The sequence below is a fragment of the Thermoanaerobacter wiegelii Rt8.B1 genome (genome assembly GCF_000147695.2).
Taxonomy (GTDB): Bacteria; Bacillota; Thermoanaerobacteria; order Thermoanaerobacterales; family Thermoanaerobacteraceae; genus Thermoanaerobacter; species Thermoanaerobacter ethanolicus.
In genome coordinates, this window is the sequence record NC_015958.1 from 321352 (window position 1) to 341920 (window position 20569).

Below are 20569 nucleotides of genomic sequence, written 5' to 3' on the forward strand. Positions count from 1 at the left end.
ATTATCGTTTTTATTTTATCAAATTTAATCCCCTCCCACCAGGGTACAGTTTGCCAAATGAGATATTGTTAGTGGTCAAAATTACTAAGAAAGACGGAAGTGGAGGTATATTGATGGATATAGAAATAAAGATGCCTGCTTTGTCAGATACCATGAAAAGCGGGCGAATCACAAAATGGTATGTTGAAGAAGGGCAATATGTAGAAAAAGGAGCTTGTTTGTGTGATATAGCAGTAAATAAAATGAGTTTTGAAGTGTACAGTGATTATGAAGGCATTATTTCAAAAATTGTTTGTCCTGCTGGAACTACAGTCGAGCCAGGGAATATTATTGCAATTATTACACAGTCTGAAGAAGTCAAGCCTTCCGAGACGCAAAAAGAAATTAAGTATGAATACAAGGAATATGATTTAGCTGTAATAGGGGCAGGTCCTGGAGGATATGTTGCTGCTATTAAAGCTGCTAAAAAAGGTGCAAAAGTAGCTTTATTTGAAAAAGATAAATTAGGTGGTACCTGTTTAAACAGAGGATGTATACCGACAAAAGCTTATGCAAGAATTGCAGAAGTGTATGACATTTTAAAACGAGCTGGAGAATTTGGATTTGATGTAAAAGTAAACTCTTTTGATTATACTCAAGTTGTAAAGAGAAAAGATGGTATTGTAGGAGAGCTTGTTGAAGGCATTAATGCTTTGCTGAAGGCTAATGGAGTGGACTTGTTTTACGCTGAAGCAAAAGTTGACAAAGAAAAGAATGTACTATTTGGAGAAAATAAAATTAAAGCGAAAAACATTATTATTGCAACTGGGTCATCACCTGCTGAACTTCCTATTGAAGGCATTAATTCTAAAAATGTCATGAATAGTGATACTATTCTTGAAATGACCTCTTTGCCACAAAGTTTATGCATTATAGGTGGCGGAGTAATAGGCATGGAATTTGCTTTTATAATGAATCAATTTGGAGTAAAAGTGTCAGTTGTTGAAATGATGCCTAATATTCTTCCTACACTTGATAAAAAGATAAGTTCCTCTATTAAATTCGTTGCACAAAAAAGAGGAATCAAGATATATACTTCTTCAACAGTTGAGAGAATAGATGAAGAAGAAAACGGTGGGAGTATAGTAACAATTAAGAGTGGAGAGAATATAAAACGCATATATACAGACAAGGTATTTGTGTCAATAGGAAGGAAATTAAACACAGATATTGGACCAATTACTGAATTATTAGAATTTGAAGGAAAAGCTATTAAAGTTGATGAGCACATGAAGACAAATATAGAAGGAGTTTATGCAGTAGGTGATGTCACAGGCAAAATGATGCTGGCTCATGTTGCTTCAGCACAAGCAGAAGTTGCGGTAGATAATATTTTTGGCGAATCATCTACTTTAGATTATATGAAAATACCTGCAGCAGTGTTTACGGAGCCAGAGATTGGATATTTTGGTTATACCGAAGAAGAAGCGAGAAAGAAATTTAAAGAAATAAAAGTAGGAAGATTTGATTTCAAACACAATGGAAGAGCTAAAACTTATGGAGAAACAGAGGGCTTTGCAAAGATAATTTCAAATGAAAATGGAGAAGTAGTTGGTGCATGGGTAGTAGGCAGTGGAGCTTCTGAACTTATTCACATACTTTCAACGGCTTGTCAGGCGGGAGCAAAAGTAGAAGACCTGAAAAAAGCAGTTTATGCTCACCCAACTAAAAGTGAAACTATTATGGAAGCTGTGAAGGATATTTTTGGTGAGTCTGTACACAAAGTGTAATTTTAACGTCATTTATCTATATGCTTTCGAAGCTCTTATAGAGCTTTCGAAATACATAAAATTGAAAAATAAAAGGAGGAGTTTGAAATGGCAATTGAAACCTTTAAAGCAGTTTCAAGAAAATTACCAGAAGGTTTAGCAGTTGAAAGCGAGGTAAGAGGCTTTAAAATAATCTTAGATGAGCCTAAAGAATTAGGCGGTACGAATAAAGGAATGAATCCTGTAGAGGCTTTGCTTTGCGCTTTAGGTTCTTGCCAGACGATTGTTGCAGCTGCTTTTGCAAAGGCAAAAGGTATAGACCTACAAGGCTTTTGGGTTGAATTAGAAGGGGATCTTGATGTAGACGGATTCATGGGAAAAGCTGGTGTAAGACCAGGTTTTCAAGAGATAAGATTTAAAATGCACATAAAGACAGATGCACCGAAAGAAAAAGTAGAAGAGTTTGCAAAGTTTATAGAAAAGACTTGCCCAGTAGGAGATTCTTTAGCAAATCCAGTAAAATTAGTTTTGTCAGATGTGGTCGTTGAATAATAATCAAAAGCACTCCACCTTTTTGCGGTGGAGTGCTTTTGATTATAGAGGATTTTTAAGATTTTTGTAGAACTATAATAATAAAACTATTGTTTTAGGGGGATTAGAGATGAACTTTGAAGACAGAGTGGCAAAAAGAGCAAAGTCCATAGAAATATCTACCATAAGATATTTCTTTAACATGGCTAGAGAGGTACCGGGAGCAATATCCCTTGCTATTGGAGAGCCAGATTTTGTAACGCCTCAGCACATAAGGGAAGCAGCGAAAAAAGCCCTCGATGAAGGTAAAACAGGATATACTGTAAATCCAGGGCTTATTGAACTAAGGCAGGAAATTTCAAATTATCTCAAAAGAAGGTATAACCTTTCTTACAATTCGGAAACTGAAATTTTAGTCACAATTGGTGCTACAGAAGCAATATACGTCGCTTTAAATACTTTGGTAGAGGAAGGAGACGAAGTATTAATTCCAGAGCCTTCATTTGTGGCATACCATCCTTGTACAATACTCGCAGGTGCCAAATCTGTTTTTGTGCCAACATATGAAGAAGATGACTTTGTACTAAGGGCAGATGTTTTAGAAAAATACATTACAGACAAATCAAAAGTATTAATTTTACCATATCCTAACAATCCAACTGGGGCAGTAATGCCAAAAGAGGCGATGGAAAAGATAGCTGAAGTGGTCAAAAAGTATGACCTCATTGTAGTTACTGATGAAATTTATTCTGAGCTAATATATAGTGGTTTTGAACACGTAAGCTTTGCTTCTTTAAAAGACATGTGGGAAAGAACAGTTACTATAAATGGTTTCTCGAAGTCATATGCGATGACAGGATGGCGTCTCGGATATATAGCTGCACCGGAATATTTTGTAAAACACATGACAAAAGTTCACCAATATAGTGTAACAGCGGCGGCTACAATGTGCCAGTATGCCGGAATTGAGGCTATAAAAAATGGGGATGAAGATATTTTAAGGATGAGAGAAGAATACGACAGAAGAAGAAAGTATTTACTTCAAAGTGTGAGAGAAATGGGGCTTGATTGTTTTGAACCAAAAGGTGCTTTTTATATATTCCCATCAATAAAAAAGACAGGTCTTACCTCAGAAGAATTTGCTAAGAGACTCCTTTACGAAGCAAAAGTTGCAGTTGTGCCGGGAAATGCTTTTGGAGAAAATGGCGAAGGATATGTTCGCATGGCTTATGCAACATCTATGGAAAACTTAGAAGAAGCAGTAAAAAGAATGAAAGAATTTATGTCAAAGTTTTAAAAAATAAAATGCGGAGGGTGAATAGCATACCTTCTGCATTTTATTTTTATTATTATTATTTAGTTTACTTTTGCCACATTTACATTGAAAAATGTTAAGCTTTTCATTATAGTATAAATAGAATATAATTTAAAATGAAAGAGGTGATAATTATCACACTCAATGAAAGATGTACTCAAATTCTTATTAAACTTATTAATTCTAATGCGCCTATTAAAATTTCTGACCTTGCAAAAATATTCAATGTAAGCAGTAGAACTATAAGATATGACCTTGATACAATTGATGAGTTTTTAAAGTACAATAATTTGCCACAATTGATTCGCAAACCGAATGTAGGTATGAAATTTTCTGAACTATTGGAACACAGAAATAAAGTTTTATCTCTTCTTGATAATCTTAATATTTATTATTACAACTTATCTCAAAAAGAAAGAGTAAATATCATATTAAGTGAACTTATACAGCAAAAGGACTATATCACTATCAATAGCATTGCAGATAAATTGATGGTGTCAAGAAGTACCATTATAAAAGATTTAAAAGATGTGAGAGAGTGGCTTACACGTCATGGACTTCAGTTAAAGTCTGCACCGAAATATGGAATCAAAGTTGTGGGGGATGAAAAACAATTAAGACGAGCCGCTATAGAACTTTTAACAGAGGTAATTGATACTGATAAGGCATTGGATATTGTAAAATCTCCGATTTATACTCGTTCTAGTGTAGGAATTGATAAACAAATTACCAAGCTGTTTGAGGATATAGACATACCTTATATCGAAGAATGTATACAAATAGCAGAAAGAGAACTGGAAACTGTTTTTTCTGATGCTGCATTTTCTGGCCTTGTAATACACATAGCAATAGCAATTAAAAGGATACAACTTGGGAAAGACATAATTATGCCAAAAGAAGAATTAAAAGCTTTGGAAATTACAAAGGAATTTGCTGTTGCATCAAATATTGCAAAAATGTTGGAGGACCATTTTAAGGTTTATATTCCTCTTGATGAAATTGGGTATATTACAGTTCATTTCTTGGGGAGTAATCTAACAAAAACGCGACCTTATGGTAATGAAAATTGGGTTGGTTATCAGCTATTAACAGAAAAAATTATTAGAAATGTCAGCAACAAAATACATCAAGATTTGTCAGGAGATAGACAGCTTTTTGAAGGGCTTTTGGACCATTTGAGACCGACAGTATACCGGTTAAGACACGGCCTTAAATTAAAAAATCCTATTTTGGATGAGATTAAAACGAATTATAAAGAATTGTTTGAAATAGTCAAAGAAAGTTTAAAACCTTTAGAAGATTATACAGGCAAAGCATTAAATGACGAAGAAATAGGTTATTTTACAATACATTTTGGTGCTGCGATTGAAAGATTAAAAGTTACTAAAGCACCTAAGCCTAATATCCTCGTTGTATGTGGTACAGGAATAGGTACGGCGAAACTTCTTTCTTCGAGATTACAATCAGTTTTTGATGTAAATATAATAGATACTGTTGCATATCATCAGGTAAAAGAAATATTGAAAGAAAAAGATATAGATTTGATAGTATCTACTGTCCCAATTCCTTATGAAGATATTAAAACTATTGAAGTAAATCCCCTTCTTACAGAAAAAGACATAGAATTATTAAAAAATCTTGTTATTAAACCTAAAGTACAACATACAGTTATTGACGATTTGATAAAAATAATAGAAAAGCATTGTGTCATAAACAATAGTGAAAAATTGATGGAAGATTTATCAAAATTTTTAAATATAGCATCATATGAAAATGCGAGAGGAGTTGTGCAACCAGTGTTAAAAGACCTTTTGACTGAGGATACTATAAAACTGAATGTTGAAGCAAAAGATTGGGAAGAAGCAGTGAGGATAGGAGGTGAGTTATTAGAGAAAAGCGGAGCAATTGAGCCAAGATATATTGATGCAATGATAAACACTGTAAAAGAGATAGGCCCTTATATTGTCATTGCACCAGGAATAGCAATGCCTCACGCAAGGCCAGAAGCAGGGGCAAAAAAAATAGGCATGAGCTTAATCACACTAAAAAATCCTGTTAAATTTGGAAACAAAGAAAACGATCCAGTAAAAATTGTAGTTTCTCTTTGTGCAATTGACCATTCTTCACACCTTAAAGCATTATCCGAACTGGTAGAACTTTTGGGGGATGAGAAATTTGTGTCTTTATTAGAAAAAGCCGAAGGAAAGGAGGAGGTTTTGGAATATATTGGAAAATATAAAAAAGGAGGCGAGGAAATTGCTTGATGCAAGAGAGGCTATAAAAAAGAGAATAAGAGTTTTGAATTATGTTGACAATGAAATGATAGCCAAGATTCATTTAATTAGCTCAGAAATAGTAGAATGTATTAAAAATGGAAATAAAGTTTTAACATGTGGCAATGGTGGAAGTGCAGCTAATGCCCAACATATTACAGGAGATATAGTTGGTAGATTTAAGAGAGAGAGGAGAGGGTTTGCAGGGGTAGCTTTAACTGTAGATACAAGTACTTTAACAGCGATAGGAAATGATTACGATTATAGTGTAGTTTTTGAAAGGCAATTAGAGGGAATAGGTAAACGGGGGGATATACTTATCGCGCTTAGTTCAAGTGGTAATTCTCTAAATGTTATAAAAGCAGTCGAGAAAGCAAAAAGAATGGATATTAAGACAATAGGTTTTTTAGGAAATAATGGAGGAAAATTAGGTGAACTAGTAGATATAAGTATTACGATACCTGATAAAGAGTCTGATCTCTGTGAAGAATTTGCAATGGCTCTTAGCCATATAATATTGGAAGAAGCTGAGGCAAAATTGTGTGAGCTAATTGATAAAGGAGTGATGGTATGAATATTGTAACGGTTTGTGGGATGGGATTTGGCACTAGTTTAATTCTCAAGATGGCTGTTGATGAAATTTTAAAAAAAATGGAATTGCTGCTAATGTAGAGGCGTGTGACCTTGGTTCTGTAAAAGGGAAAGTAGCGGATTTAGTTGTTTCAACTTCCGAATTAGAATCCGAGTTAAAAAATTTGAATTTTAATATAGTATTTGTAAAAAATGCAATTGACAAAAAAGATATTGAAGAAAAAGTGTTAGAAGCAATAAAAAAATTAAAATAAAGGAGGATAAGTATGGAATTTATAGTCAGTTTATTTAGTCAACCAGCAATAATGGTTGGCATAATGGCCCTAATAGGTTTAATTGCTTTGAAAAAATCTGTGCAAGAAATTATTAATGGTACTTTAAAAACAATAATTGGTTTTATTATTTTACAGATTGGCGCTGGAGCAATTGTTAATTCACTTAATGTATTAGGTCCATTGTTCCAAAATGCTTTCCATTTACAAGGAGTTATTCCAACAAACGAAGCGGTAATTGGACTAGCACAAAAAATGTTTGGAACAGAAATGGCTTTAATGATGGCATTTGGATTTTTAGTAAACCTAATTATAGCAAGACTTACACCTCTTAAGTATGTATTTTTAACAGGGCACCATATATTATTTATGTCAGGTCTTTTGGCTGCAGTATTGAGTACAGCTGGTTTTAGAGGAACTGAATTAGTTATAGTTGGTTCATTAATTTTAGGTTCTACAATGGTGCTTACACCAGCAATTGTGCAACCTTATTATAGAAAAGTTACAGGAAATGATAGTGTTGCAATGGGTCATTATAATGCTTTGACATATTTTATTTCCGCATATATCAGTGGTTTGGTTGGAGACAAAAAACGGTCAACAGAAGATATTAAGGTACCACAAGGATTAAGCTTTTTCAAAGATAATACTATATCAACAGCAATAATTATGATGATAATTTTCTTAGTAACGCTATACTCCGCAGATAGAAAACTAGTTTTAGAAGCATCGGGAAATCAAAACATTTTTATATTTGCTATTATTCAAGCATTAACATTTACAGCAGGTTTTGTAGTTGTTCTCCAAGGTGTTAGAATGATGCTTGCCGAAATTGTGCCTGCTTTTAAAGGTATTGCAGAAAAGATAGTTCCAGATGCCATACCTGCTCTTGACTGTCCTGTAATTTTCCCATTTGCTCCTAATGCAGTAATTGTTGGTTTCTTATCATCTCTTGTAGGTGGAATAGTAATGTTCCTTATATTACCCCATATAGGATTACCAGTTATTATTCCTGGTTTGATACCGTTGTTTTTTGTAGGTGCAGCTGCCGGCGTATTGTCTAATGCAACAGGAGGTTTAAGGGGAACAATTATAGGAGGTTTTGTCAATGGCTTAATCTTGACTTTCCTTCCTGCAATTTTATTACCAGTTATGGGTCAACTTGGATTTGCAAACACGACTTTTGGTGATGCCGATTTTGCAGTAACTGGAATTATTGTAGGATATGCGGCAAAGCTTTTTTCTAAGACGGGTGTGTATGTTTTGATTGGAATACTGATATTACTGTTTATTATAATTTCTCTTGTTGCTAAACCTCAAAAAATAGCAAATGCAAAGTAAATTAATCTAATTTTTACAAAATTGGCCAAGGAAATGTTCCTTGGTCAATTTTCAATAAATTTTTAAAATTAAAGTGGAAGGGAAGATATTTTTAACATGAATAAAAAAGAAAATTTAAAAAGAATAGCAAAGGAAATACGATTAGCTATAATTAATATGATTTCAGAAGCGGCTCATGGACATCCTGGAGGTTCGCTCTCTTGTGTAGATATTTTAACAACACTCTATTTTGACAAAATGAATGTAAAACCAGACAATCCTAAATGGGAAGACAGAGATAGAATTGTACTGTCAAAAGGTCATGCGGCACCTGCACTTTATGCTACTCTTGCTAAAAAAGGTTATTTTTCAGAAAAGATTTTATCTACTTTAGATAAGCTCGGTTCAATACTTCAAGGGCATCCCGATATGAAATCCACACCGGGACTTGATATGACCACAGGGTCATTAGGGCAAGGGCTTTCCGCTGCAAATGGAATGGCATTAGCAGGTAAATTAGATAAAAAGGGCTATAGAGTCTATGTAATATTAGGAGATGGAGAATTACAAGAAGGGCAAATATGGGAAGCAGCTATGACAGCAGCCCATTACAAACTCGACAACTTGACTGCAATACTTGACTTTAACGGCTTACAAATAGATGGCCCAAACAGAGAAGTAAAAAACATAGAACCAGTAAATGAAAAATTCAAAGCTTTTGGATGGCACGTAATAGAAATAGACGGCCACGACTTTGACCAAATAGACAAAGCCATAGAAGAAGCAAAAGCTACAAAAGGAAAACCTACATTGATAATAGCTCATACAATAAAAGGGAAAGGCGTATCCTTTATGGAAAATCAAGTAGGATGGCATGGCAGTGCGCCTAATGAAGAACAAAGACAAAAAGCTATACAAGAACTCGAAGGGGGTGGAGTATAAATGGCTATGGCGACAAGAGAAGCCTATGGGAAAGCCTTAGTAGAATTAGGCGCAAAAAATAAAAATGTAGTGGTATTAGACGCAGACTTATCAAAATCTACAAAGACGGCAGATTTTCAAAAAGTATATCCAGATAGATTTTTTAACATGGGAATATCAGAGCAAGACATGATGGTAACAGCAGCAGGACTTGCTACCTGTGGGAAAATTCCTTTTGCCAGCACTTTTGCCATATTTGCAACAGGAAGAGCTTATGAGCAAGTGAGAAACTCCATAGGTTATCCACACTTAAACGTAAAAATAGCAGCTACCCATGCTGGCATAACAGTAGGAGAAGACGGGGCCACACACCAATCAATAGAGGATATATCCCTTATGAGAGGAATACCTGGGATGGTGGTAATAAACCCAGCCGATGCAGAAGAGACGAGACAAGCCATATTTGCGGCTGCAGAACACTATGGGCCAGTATACATAAGGTTGGGGAGGATGGCAGTACCAGATATACACGATCAAAACTACAAATTTGAATTAGGAAAAGGTGAAGTAATAAGAGAAGGGAAAGACGTAGCGATAATAGCGACAGGGATAATGGTAGCCATAGCGATTGAAGCAGCAGATAAACTAAAAGAAGAGGGAATAGAAGCGACAGTTGTCAATATCCACACAATAAAGCCGATAGACAAAGATTTAATAGTAGAAGTAGCTAAAAAGACGGGCAAAGTTATAACAGCAGAAGAGCACAACATAATAGGAGGACTTGGGTCTGCTGTGGCAGAAGTTTTTTCAGAAGAATGCCCAGTAAAGATAAAGAGAATAGGTATAAAAGACCAATTTGGCCAATCAGGTTCACCTAAAGAGCTTTTAAAGTATTATGGATTGACAGCGGAGGATATTGTTAAAAACTCCAAAGCTATTCTTAAAATATCTTAACGAATAAATTTAGGAAGTAGAAATTAGAAAAATTGCGAAAAAGGGGGCCCATAATTTGAATGATTTACTTATAGCGGCGAGAAAGAATAAGTATGCTATTGGAGGTTTTAATTTTAATTTTTATGATGATGCATTAGGCATAGTTTTAGGAGCATATGAATTGAGTTCTCCTGTATTTTTGATGGCTAGTGAGGGAACAGTTAAATTTTTAGGAGTTAAAAAAATAGTTAATTATGTAAAACAGCTAAAAGAAGATTTTAATATTCCTATTGTTTTACATCTTGATCACGGTAAAAATATAGAAATAATAAAAGAGTGTATAAAAGATGGATTTGATTCTATAATGTACGATGGCTCACTGCTTGATTTTGAAAATAATATTAAAAATACCAGAATGATAGCTGAATTATGCCATGACAGAGGAATACCATTAGAAGGTGAATTAGGCAGAATATCAGGAATAGAAGAAAATGTTGAAAATATTGATGATGTATTAACCGACCCGGATAGTGTAGTGGAATTCATAGAAAGGAGTAAAGTAGACTCTTTGGCAATAGCTATTGGGAATGCACATGGATTATATAAAGACAAACCTAAGTTAGATTTTGAAAGACTCTCAAAAATTAATGATATTTCATCAGTGTCTTTAGTTTTACATGGAGGCACAGGTATACCTTTAGAAGATATAAAAAAAGCTATAAAATTAGGTATAAGTAAAGTAAATATTGGAACTGAAATAAAAATAACATATTTTAAAACTATAAAAAGATATATTGGAACTATTAATAAAAATGATGTAAGACATTTAATTTCTACTATTCAGAATGATATCAAAGAACTTGTAAAACAATATATTGAGATATTTGGTAGTTTTAATAGGATATAATTATCGATATCTCCGAGGTGAATTTCATGAAGATAGGTGTAGTAACAAGTGGAGGGGATTGCCCCGGAATGAATGCGTTTATATTGGAATTAGCAAAATTATGTAGCAAAACGGATTGTGATTTGATTGGATATATTGGAGGGTATAAAGGGGTAGAGGAAAATAATTTTATCGATCTTAATTTCAATAGTATAAGTGGTATGTCATTAGGGAAAAGAGGAGGAAGTATATTATTCACAGGTCGATATGAAAATTTAAAAGATGACAAAAAAATGATTTATTTAAAGCAAAATTTGAACAAGAGTGGAGTAGATTGGCTGGTGGTATTAGGCGGAGATGGCTCTTTAAGAGCTGCTAAAAAATTGTCTGATTTAGGAATAAAGGTAGTTGGAGTCCCAGCCACGATAGATAATGATGTCAAAGGTACAGATTATACACTAGGTTTTGATACCGCTATTAATAAAACGCTGGAGGTTATAAATGATATTGAAGATACTGCTACTGCTATGCCTGGCAAAATATACATAGTGGAAACATTAGGAGGCGATTCTGGAAATATAGCAAAGGCTGCATTTGATCAAGGTGCAGCAGATATAGCAATGATACCTGAAATGCCAATTAGTGATGAAGAACTTGTTAATATGGTAAAGGAAAAATTTAGTAATGGCAATAAATACATAATAATAACAATCTGTGAAGGACTAAAAAGAACAATGCATTATAGCGAATTGTTACAACAAGCTTTAAACAGAAAAGTACATGTAACAATCATAGGACATAAACAAAGAGGAGGAAGTCCCACTGCATATGATAGATATATGGCAAAACAATTTGCAAAGCAAGCCTTTGATTTAATTAAAAAAATGATTATGGGAAAATGGTTTGCTATACATTGGGTAAAATTGGGAATTGCAATTTATAATTATTTCCAATAGTTTATTTTTCGTACTTTTGTACTATATTTTAGGTTATATACTAATATATTGAGGGCAGGTAGAAGTGACCTTGTTTGAAGTATAGAGCACTTATTTTGAATGTCTATTATATATATATATTGTTTAGATGCTAAAATTTAGGCATACAGAATAAGTGCATTAAATACATATTTTATCATTTACAAAAACATACTAACAATAGAAATACAAACACATGTGACCTACAGATGGTTTTGAGGATATGGATTAAACGAAGAAATACCCCACTTTTCTACCTTTGGGAAAAACTATGAAAGAAAATTCAAAAACACAGATATATTCGAAAAAATATTTACGAGGATACTAGAAGAAGCAATAAAACACAAATTCATAATTTGCATGTTTTTATCCAATATTCATCAGATTATATACAATTATATCCAAATATAAAGCAAACCCCACTTTTTACATGTATAAAAAGTGGGGTTTGTCAACAAACTGAATATCACTTTATATACAAAGTGTAAAGTGATATTCAGTTTGTTGACAAAATTAATTTTAAGCCCCACTTTCGGAACGTAGAAAGTGGGGCTATTGCTTTTGGTGTTCCTACTCTCTTTTCAACTTCTTCTAATACTTCTTCAAACATCACGCTGTCATGCACATTTGCTGCTGTTATTTTTACTCCTAATACAAATCCATTTTTATCGCAGGCTGTGTAAAAGGAATAGGCTTTGTAGTGAATAAGAGATTGATAAGATTAATAAAAAATTTTTTATTATAAGCAGGAATTTTGAAATTTGTGGCGAATATATATAATGTAAGCTAAAGCACAAATTACATTATATTGCACAAATGTGCAAAATTTAATTGAGATACGACTAAAGTATATCATTGCAGTAATAAGTTAGAAGAAGCAAAAAGATAAATAAAAAGCTTGATGACAATTAAAATAATATAGTTGGAGGTAGATACGATGGAAAATTCGTGGTTAAATCTAGAAAACAAGGTTGCGATAGTAACAGGAGGTGCTTCTGGCATAGGTAAAGAAATAGCAATTAAGTTAGCAGAACAAGGAGCATCAGTAGTTATAGCTGATATAAATGTTGATGGTGAAAAAGTCAGAAGTCAATTAAATGGGGAAAGGAAAAGACATCTATTTTTACAAACAGATGTTACTAAAAGAGATAGTGTTAGGAAGATGGTAGAGAATGTTATTAAAATATTTAGGAAAATTGATATATTGGTTAATAATGCTGGTATAAACATTCCAAGACTTTTAGTAGATCCTAAAGATCCAAATGGAAAATATGAGTTAAACGAACGAGATTTTGATTTAATGATAGCAGTAAACCAAAAAGGTACTTTTTTCTGTACTCAGGAAGTAGCTCGAGAAATGATAAGAAATGGATATGGCGTCATAATTAATATGAGCTCGGAAGCAGGTCTTGAAGGGTCAGAAGGTCAGAGTTGCTATGCAGGAACAAAAGGTGCTATTTATGCTTTTACAAGGTCATGGGCAAAGGAATTAGGTAAATACGGAATAAGAGTTGTAGGAGTTGCTCCAGGGATTATTGAAGATACAGGATTAAGAACTTTAGAATATGAAGAGGCTCTTGCTTATACTAGAGGTATTACTGTAGAAAAATTAAGAGAAAATTATGAAAATATGTCAATACCTCTTGGCAGAGCTGGTAGAGTAAGTGAGATAGCTGATTTGGTTTGTTATTTGTCTTCAGAAAGAGCAAGTTATATTCATGGAGTTACTTACAACATTTCAGGTGGAAAATCTCGTGGTTAAGTTGCTCAACATATAATTTTCTACTCTCATTGCCCCTCATGTTTTGCGTTTTTATAAATCAAATGTTACACTATTGCACATTTGTGTTAAAAAGTTTATACTAATAGAGTAGATTAAGAGATGAGGGGTGATATTATGAGTAAGTGGGAAGAAACAAGACTTCTTGCTAAAATTGCTCAGATGTATTATATTGAAAACTTGACTCAAAGTGAGATATCCGAAAAATTAGGTATTTATCGAACAACTATAAGTAGACTTTTGAAAAGGGCAAGAGAAAAGGGAATAGTGGAAATCATGATTAAAAGTGATTTTGATGAGTGTCTAGAATTAGAAAAATTATTAGAAAGTACATTTTCTTTAAAAGAAGCAATTATTATACCATCTACTGATGAGCAAAACGAAATAATATTAAAACAAATGCTTGGTAAAGCAGGAGCAGAATATTTAAAAAGAATTGTTAAAGATGGAGACGTAATAGGGTTTGCATGGGGTACTACAATGGCTGCAGTTGCAAATGCATTGTCGGACTGTAATAGTATATCTGCTAATATTATTCCACTTGTAGGAGGACCAGGAAACATAGAAAGTGAATACCATGTTAATACAATAGTTTCAAAAGTTGCGTCTGCCTTTAAGGCTAAAGGACATTATCTCTATGCTCCGGCTATTACTGCAGAAAAAGAAACAAAAAAAGCTATTATGAATGATAATAATTTTAGATCAATACTGGAATTATGGAATAAAGTTAATATTGCAGTGGTAGGAATAGGGGCACCTATTAAGTCTTCTAATCTAATATGGTCAGGTTATTTTGGAAATGAGGATATTGAATTTTTGAAAAGGGTAAATGCAGTTGGTGATATATGTTCTAGATTTTACGACATAAATGGTAATATTATAAATTCGGATTTAAATGACAGAACAATAGCGATAGATTTAGAAAAGCTGAGAAATATTGAATATTCAATAGGAGTTGCTGAATCTCTTGAAAAGGTTCCCTCAATATTAGGAGCGTTAAATGGTAGATTTATAAATGTGCTTATTACTACGGAAAGAACTGCAAAATTGTTAATTGAGTTAAATAGCAATATGTAGAAAATGTATTATTAAATTTTAAAAACAGTTTCTAAAAGAGGGATTTTATGGTTTGGTATATAGTTATATTACTTGGAATCACATGGTTTATACAGAGTATTTTAGGATATTTACAAATAAAACATTTTAATAAGCATTTTAAAAAAATGAGAGAATTAGGAAGAGTTGCAATAGGGAAGAACAAAGGCAAAATAAGAGCTGGGGTAGTTGTTCTAATTGCGGTCGACGGAAAGGGTAACATTATTCGAGTTGAAAAAATGAAAGGTGTTTCGGTCTTTGCCAGAATGAAACCTGTGAAAGGATTAGAAGACAAAAATATTCTCAGTATAGATAATAACACACTAAAAAATTTTGACAAATTGACAGCTAAAGCTATAGAGAATGCAATAGAAAATTTTAAAAAATTTTCTGGTGAAGGAGGTGAGGAATAGAAGAAATGTTTTAAATAGTTTATGAGTAGTTATGCAAAATTAAATAAAAGAACAAAAAGGAGGTAATTTTATGGAAGTATTGACACATGCGGCGGAAGTTTTTATAGGTTTATTTCAAGAAGGTGGGAAAACATTTGTAAATATGCTTTCTGGGATAGTTCCCACATTAATAATGCTCCTTGTTGCGATGAATGCATTAATAAAATTTGTTGGTCCTGAAAAGGTTGAAAAATTAGCAAAAGCTAGTTCAAGAAATGTATTTACAAGATATCTTATACTACCTGTGGTTGGAACATTCTTTTTCTGCAATCCCATGACATTATCATTAGGTAAATTTTTACCAGAAAAATACAAACCTAGCTATTATGCAGCAGCATCCTTTTCATGTCATACCATGAATGGACTGTTTCCGCATGTAAATCCAGCTGAACTCTTTGTGTTTTTAGGTATAGCGAATGGTATTACTCAACTAGGTTTGCCAACAAGTGACTTGGCTTTAAGATATTTTTTGGTAGGAGTTGTAACGAATTTCTTTAGAGGTTGGATAACAGATTTCACAACTTCTTGGGTTGAAAAGCAACAAAATGTTAAATTAAAGACGGTAATTTCTCTTAAATAATCTTGAGTGATAAAAAATAAGTTATCTTAGATAAATTGCTTAACAGAAGAAATGAAGTTAAACAAAAATATTTATGAAGCCTTTACTAAGGAAATTTTTAGTTAAAATACTTTTAATAACACAAAATTTACAATAAAGGAGGATGAAAAATGAGCAAATATAGGAGTATAAAGATAACTGCGGGGCCAGGTGGATTTGGTGGACCTTTAATTATAACGCCTACAGAGAAAAGAAACAAAGTTGTGACGATTACAGGAGGAGATATTTCACCTGTTGCGAAAAGGATTGCTGAGTTAACGGGTTGTGAACTGATAGACGGTTTCAAAACTACAGTTCCAGATGATGAAATTGCATGCGTAATAATAGATTGTGGTGGAACATTAAGGTGTGGTATATACCCTCAAAAAAATATACCAACAGTAAATTTGACACCTGCTGGCCCAAGCGGTCCGCTTTCACAATATATTAAACCTGATATATATGTCTCAGGAGTTAAAACGAACAACATAGAACTATTTAATGGGCCTATAGAAGAGATAAAAGCTAACATTGAAGAAGTTGCAGCAGCAACTCCAAAGCCAAAGTATGATACAAGTAAAAAAATTAGTGAACAATCAAATACAGGAAATATAATGGTTAAAATAGGTAAAGGCATGGGATACTTAGTTGGGGTACTATATCAAGCAGGGCGTGATACTATAGATACAGTATTAAGGACGATTCTTCCATTTATGGCTTTTGTATCTATGTTAATTGGCATAATATTAAAATCTGGAATAGGCGATGCGTTGGCACATGTATTAACGCATCTTGCTGGTACATTACCTGGATTGTTACTGATATCAGCAATTTGTTCTTTTCCATTTCTTTCGCCGTTCTTGGGACCTGGCGCGGTAATAGCTCAGGTTATAGGTGTATTAGTTGGTGTTGAAATAGGCAAAGGCCATATTCCTCCACAATTATCTTTACCTGCTTTATTTGCAATAAACTCACAGGCAGCATGTGATTTTATACCTGTGGGACTTGGACTTGCAGAAGCAGAACCGGAAACAGTAGAAGTTGGTGTACCATCTGTATTGTATAGTAGATTCTTGACTGGTCCTACCACTGTATTTATTGCATGGCTTGCAAGTTTTGGCCTTTATTCAAAATAAAATGGTAAAATAATAAGGGAATAGAAGATAGTACCACTATCTTCTCAGACTGTGTGCGCCCGGCATGGGCGATAGCTAGGCGGTGAAAGTCCGCTGTGGGCTTGGTAGTGGGAACCACTAGCCGAGAGCAAGGGTGTCCATCGTGAGGTGGAATCTGAAGGAAGCTTAAGGCAAAATCTCGGTCTGATGAACAAGAACCAGATAAGAGGCTGAATTGGGATGGATGAGTTTGCACATCAAAACAAAGTCCAACACTACCCGAATCCCATACAGTAAATCTGGCAGATATATGAGATGAAAGCAATCGTTCTTACCCGGGGAGGTCTCAAGGATAAGTCATGGAAGTAAAATATGAAGTGACAACCCATACAGTGATGTATGGCTGAACCTTGAGAAGTCAGCAGAGGTCATAGTACTTATCTAGACATGAATAGATAAGGAAGGACTGAACATTAGGAGGTTTCGGAAATCTTATGAACTCGAGAGATATGCGAAGACTGCAGACAACTCAACAAAGAGGCTATCCGTTGGATAGAGAAAGGGAATTTCAAAAGACAACGGAAGTGCATAGTATATCATCGGCGTCAAGGGATGGAAGAAATGATGTACTAAGAATTGTACATAATTCCTAATGAACCGCCGTATACCGAACGGTACGTACGGTGGTGTGAGAGGACGCTGAATAAAATAATTATTCAGCTCCTACTCGATTGACAAAATATCGGGAACCCGTTATTATGAAAAGGGTTCCTTGTTTTTTTAGTAGTATAAAGCAAAAGAGGAGAGGAAAAGGAAGATGTTAACAAAGAAACAGGATGCAAGACATCAAATAGAATTTGTAAGCATAGATCAATTAGTACCAAAAGATCACCTTTTAAGAAAGATAGAAAGAGTTATAGACTTTAATTTCATATACGATTTAGTAAAAGACAAATATTCCGAAGATCACGGCAGACCAAGCATAGATCCAGTAGTATTGATAAAAATACTATTTATTCAATATCTTTTTGGTATACCGTCGATAAGAAGAACAATAGCAGAAATAAAAACAAACGTTGCATATAGATGGTTTTTAGGGTATGGGCTAACAGAAGAAATACCTCATTTTTCAACATTTAGCCAGAACTACATAAGAAGATTCAAAGGGACAGACATATTTGAGAAAATATTTACGAAGATTTTAGAAGAAGCAATAAGGCATGGGTTAGTAAATGCAGAGGAAGTATTCATAGATTCTACTCACGTAAAAGCAAGTGCCAACAAAAAGAAATACACCAAAGAAATAGTAGAACAAGAAGCCAGGACTTATCAAGAAAAACTAGAAGAAGAAATAAACAAAGATAGAGAAGCTCATGGAAAAAAGCCATTAAAGAAAATCAAGACAATAAAGACGAAAGAAGTAAAAGTAAGCAAAACAGACCCAGATAGTGGAATGTTAAATAAAAATGGAAAAGAAAAATGTTTTGCATATTCTTTTCACACAGCCTGCGATAAAAACGGATTTGTATTAGGAGTAAAAGTTGAAGCTGCAAATGTCCACGACAGCGTAATGTTTGAAGAAGTATTAGAAGAAGTTGAAAAGAGAATAGGAAAACCGAAAGCAATAGCAGTAGATGCAGGATACAAAAATCCGTACATATTAAAGACAATATTTGATAGAGAAATAATACCAGCAGTGCCATACACAAGACCAAAAACAAAAGACGGTTTTATGAAGAAACATGAGTTTGTGTATGATGAATATTATGACTGTTACATATGCCCACAAAATGAAATACTAACATATGTCACAACCAATAGAGAAGGATATAGAGAGTACAAATCAAATCCAGAAAAATGCAAGAATTGTCCTTTAAGAGAAAAGTGTACCCAAAGTAAAGACTACACAAAGAGGATATTCAGGCACATATGGGAAGGATATGTAGAAGAAGCAGAACACTTAAGACATACACCTTATTGTAAAGAAGTATATGAGAGAAGGAAAGAGACAATAGAGAGAGTGTTTGCGGATTTAAAGGAGAAGCATGGTTTGCGATGGACAACATTAAGAGGGAAAGAAAAATTGTCCATGCAAGCGATGCTTGTTTTTGCTGCCATGAATTTAAAGAAAATGGCAACATGGTTATGGAGGAGGGGTAAGAGCCCTTTTGGCACTTTAAATTTTTACCCATTATTTGGAACTTTAAAGAAAATTTTATCCAGATATATACAGCCCCTGTTTTCGGGACTAAGAAAACAGGGGCTTAAATTTCGTTTTGTCAACAAACTGAGAAGATAGTACCACTATCTTCTTTCCTTATTATTAATTAATGTTAAGAATTTTATTAGGAGGAGAGCAAAATGAATACTATTTATGAAACGATAGTTACTAAAATAGGTGCAAAAGCACAAGATTTTTATTCAGAAAAAATTGTTATATTATTTGGAGATAATGTTCCGGATGAATTAATTGAGTATTGTGTACTACATAATAATAACATAGATAAAGCGCATATAGATTATAAAAATATAGAAGTTGGAGATATACTTAAGATAAATGAAGAAAAATTTAAAATAACAGCAGTGGGTGAATTGGTCAATATTAACCTTAAAAATCTAGGACACATTACTATAAAATTTGACGGAAGTACGATAGCAGAACTACCCGGAACTTTACATGTAGAAAATAAAAATATACCAATTATAAATGTAGGGGATGCAATAGTAATTGTGAGGGAATAATAATAATTAATTAACCATAAAACCAAGTAGAGATGTGTGTTTAACTTTGCTTTTCATAGATTTTCTCCGTTTCGTTTTGTTTAGTTTATGAAAAATTTAAGGTTATACAAGGACAAAAAAAGGGAGGAAAATTATTATGTTATTATTAATGGATACAGCTAACATAAAAGAAATTAAACAAAGCATTGAAATGTATCCAATAGATGGTGTAACGACAAATCCTTCTATAATAGCAAAAGAAAAAAGGGATTTTATTGAATTATTGAAGGAAATTAGAGATATAATAGGATATGATAAAATGCTTCATGTACAGGTTATTAGCCAGAAAGCAGATGAAATTGTAGAAGAAGCAAAATATATAAATAAAGAAATAGGAGGAAATTTATATATAAAAATACCCGTAATACCTGAAGGAATAAAAGCCATAAAAATGCTTAAAGGAGAAATAAAAACAACGGCAACTGCTGTATTTACACCTCAACAGGCTCTTATAGCGGCTAAATCTGGTGCCGATTTTGTTGCGCCTTATGTAAACAGATTAGATAATATATCCGCAAATGGCATTAAAGTTGTATCAAATATTGTAAAACTTATAAATATATATAATTTTAATACTAAAGTTATTGCAGCAAGTTTTAAAAATGTCGAACAAATTTATGGAGTATGTATGGCTGGAGCTCATGCTATTACGGTTAATTATGATATGATAAATCAAATGATTTTCCATCCAATGACTGATTGGAGTGTGTTGCAATTTGTTAAAGATTGGGAAAATTTTTATGGTAATAAAAAAATACGAACATAGGAAATTATATTTAGAAGTAATTGCAAACAGGTAAAATTTGGGATAATACGAAAATATGAAATAACATAATTATAAATAAATTGAGATTGCGGCTTTAAAATATTGAAAGATGAAATTTGATGACTACATTGCAAAAGAGAGTTACTCTGTCAATATAGACTAAATAAGAGTTTTACCAATTGCTATGACAACGGGGCAAATGACAGAGACCGTCGCGA

At 33.4% G+C, this 20569-nt stretch carries 19 protein-coding genes and 3 pseudogenes; 21 read left to right on the plus strand and 1 reads right to left on the minus strand.

Annotation, left to right across the window (positions count from 1 at the left end; translation table 11 throughout):
• Positions 1 to 113 precede the first annotated feature (113 nt).
• From lpdA to THEWI_RS13735, 12 genes and pseudogenes are all read left to right on the plus strand, one after another.
• Positions 114 to 1769, plus strand: coding sequence for a dihydrolipoyl dehydrogenase (gene lpdA / locus THEWI_RS01490; protein ID WP_014062165.1), 1656 nt, complete (start codon positions 114 to 116; stop codon positions 1767 to 1769).
• Between the two features lie 87 nt (positions 1770 to 1856).
• Positions 1857 to 2300 (plus strand): OsmC family protein, encoded by a 444-nt coding sequence (locus tag THEWI_RS01495; protein WP_003870816.1) that lies wholly within the window; start codon positions 1857 to 1859, stop codon positions 2298 to 2300.
• A gap of 109 nt (positions 2301 to 2409) precedes the next feature.
• Positions 2410 to 3576, plus strand: coding sequence for a pyridoxal phosphate-dependent aminotransferase (locus tag THEWI_RS01500; RefSeq protein ID WP_014062166.1), 1167 nt, complete (start codon positions 2410 to 2412; stop codon positions 3574 to 3576).
• Between the two features lie 134 nt (positions 3577 to 3710).
• The gene (locus tag THEWI_RS01505) at positions 3711 to 5858 is read left to right on the plus strand and encodes a BglG family transcription antiterminator (RefSeq protein WP_014062167.1); all 2148 of its coding nucleotides are present in this window, start codon (positions 3711 to 3713) and stop codon (positions 5856 to 5858) included.
• Positions 5851 to 6441, plus strand: a complete 591-nt coding sequence (locus tag THEWI_RS01510) for a D-sedoheptulose-7-phosphate isomerase (protein WP_041589292.1) — start codon at positions 5851 to 5853, stop codon at positions 6439 to 6441. The genes THEWI_RS01505 and THEWI_RS01510 overlap by 8 nt, the downstream gene beginning before the upstream one ends.
• A gap of 50 nt (positions 6442 to 6491) precedes the next feature.
• A pseudogene (locus tag THEWI_RS15370) lies at positions 6492 to 6712 on the plus strand (PTS sugar transporter subunit IIB).
• A 12-nt stretch (positions 6713 to 6724) separates the two neighbouring features.
• Positions 6725 to 8071: a PTS ascorbate transporter subunit IIC gene (locus tag THEWI_RS01520; RefSeq protein ID WP_004400217.1), complete on the plus strand. Its 1347-nt coding sequence runs from the start codon at positions 6725 to 6727 to the stop codon at positions 8069 to 8071.
• Between the two features lie 96 nt (positions 8072 to 8167).
• Positions 8168 to 8992, plus strand: coding sequence for a transketolase (locus THEWI_RS01525; RefSeq protein ID WP_014062169.1), 825 nt, complete (start codon positions 8168 to 8170; stop codon positions 8990 to 8992).
• The gene (locus THEWI_RS01530; RefSeq protein ID WP_014062170.1) at positions 8993 to 9925 is read left to right on the plus strand and encodes a transketolase family protein; all 933 of its coding nucleotides are present in this window, start codon (positions 8993 to 8995) and stop codon (positions 9923 to 9925) included.
• A 55-nt stretch (positions 9926 to 9980) separates the two neighbouring features.
• Positions 9981 to 10811: a class II fructose-bisphosphate aldolase gene (locus THEWI_RS01535; RefSeq protein ID WP_014062171.1), complete on the plus strand. Its 831-nt coding sequence runs from the start codon at positions 9981 to 9983 to the stop codon at positions 10809 to 10811.
• Positions 10812 to 10837: 26 nt separating this feature from the next.
• Positions 10838 to 11746, plus strand: coding sequence for an ATP-dependent 6-phosphofructokinase (locus THEWI_RS01540; protein WP_014062172.1), 909 nt, complete (start codon positions 10838 to 10840; stop codon positions 11744 to 11746).
• A 201-nt stretch (positions 11747 to 11947) separates the two neighbouring features.
• Positions 11948 to 12145, plus strand: a pseudogene (locus tag THEWI_RS13735) (IS5/IS1182 family transposase); the annotation flags it as partial.
• A gap of 169 nt (positions 12146 to 12314) precedes the next feature.
• Here the strand turns inward: THEWI_RS13735 and THEWI_RS14575 are convergent.
• A pseudogene (locus tag THEWI_RS14575) lies at positions 12315 to 12458 on the minus strand (transposase); the annotation flags it as partial.
• 243 nt (positions 12459 to 12701) lie between these two features.
• On the opposite strand from THEWI_RS14575, the gene THEWI_RS01545 reads away from it, so the two are divergent.
• The 9 genes from THEWI_RS01545 (at position 12702) to THEWI_RS01585 (ending at position 20351) form a co-directional block, all read left to right on the plus strand.
• Positions 12702 to 13526 carry an SDR family oxidoreductase gene (locus tag THEWI_RS01545; RefSeq protein WP_014062173.1) on the plus strand — a complete coding sequence of 275 codons (825 nt, stop codon included), beginning with the start codon at positions 12702 to 12704 and terminating at the stop codon, positions 13524 to 13526.
• A gap of 135 nt (positions 13527 to 13661) precedes the next feature.
• Complete coding sequence (locus tag THEWI_RS01550) at positions 13662 to 14621, plus strand: sugar-binding transcriptional regulator (protein WP_014062174.1); 960 nt, start codon at positions 13662 to 13664, stop codon at positions 14619 to 14621.
• Between the two features lie 47 nt (positions 14622 to 14668).
• Complete coding sequence (locus THEWI_RS01555; RefSeq protein ID WP_014062175.1) at positions 14669 to 15052, plus strand: transcriptional regulator GutM; 384 nt, start codon at positions 14669 to 14671, stop codon at positions 15050 to 15052.
• 70 nt (positions 15053 to 15122) lie between these two features.
• The gene (gene srlA, locus THEWI_RS01560; protein WP_003871419.1) at positions 15123 to 15671 is read left to right on the plus strand and encodes a PTS glucitol/sorbitol transporter subunit IIC; all 549 of its coding nucleotides are present in this window, start codon (positions 15123 to 15125) and stop codon (positions 15669 to 15671) included.
• 149 nt (positions 15672 to 15820) lie between these two features.
• On the plus strand, positions 15821 to 16825 hold the full coding sequence (gene srlE / locus THEWI_RS01565; RefSeq protein ID WP_014062176.1) for a PTS glucitol/sorbitol transporter subunit IIB: 1005 nt from the start codon (positions 15821 to 15823) through the stop codon (positions 16823 to 16825).
• 473 nt (positions 16826 to 17298) lie between these two features.
• Positions 17299 to 17457: a hypothetical protein gene (locus THEWI_RS14095; protein ID WP_014062067.1), complete on the plus strand. Its 159-nt coding sequence runs from the start codon at positions 17299 to 17301 to the stop codon at positions 17455 to 17457.
• A gap of 164 nt (positions 17458 to 17621) precedes the next feature.
• Complete coding sequence (locus THEWI_RS01575) at positions 17622 to 19103, plus strand: IS1182 family transposase (protein WP_014062177.1); 1482 nt, start codon at positions 17622 to 17624, stop codon at positions 19101 to 19103.
• Between the two features lie 62 nt (positions 19104 to 19165).
• On the plus strand, positions 19166 to 19546 hold the full coding sequence (locus THEWI_RS01580; RefSeq protein WP_003871454.1) for a PTS glucitol/sorbitol transporter subunit IIA: 381 nt from the start codon (positions 19166 to 19168) through the stop codon (positions 19544 to 19546).
• 136 nt (positions 19547 to 19682) lie between these two features.
• Entirely contained in the window at positions 19683 to 20351 is a 669-nt protein-coding gene (locus THEWI_RS01585; RefSeq protein WP_014062178.1) for a transaldolase family protein, read from the plus strand.
• Positions 20352 to 20569: the final 218 nt, after the last annotated feature.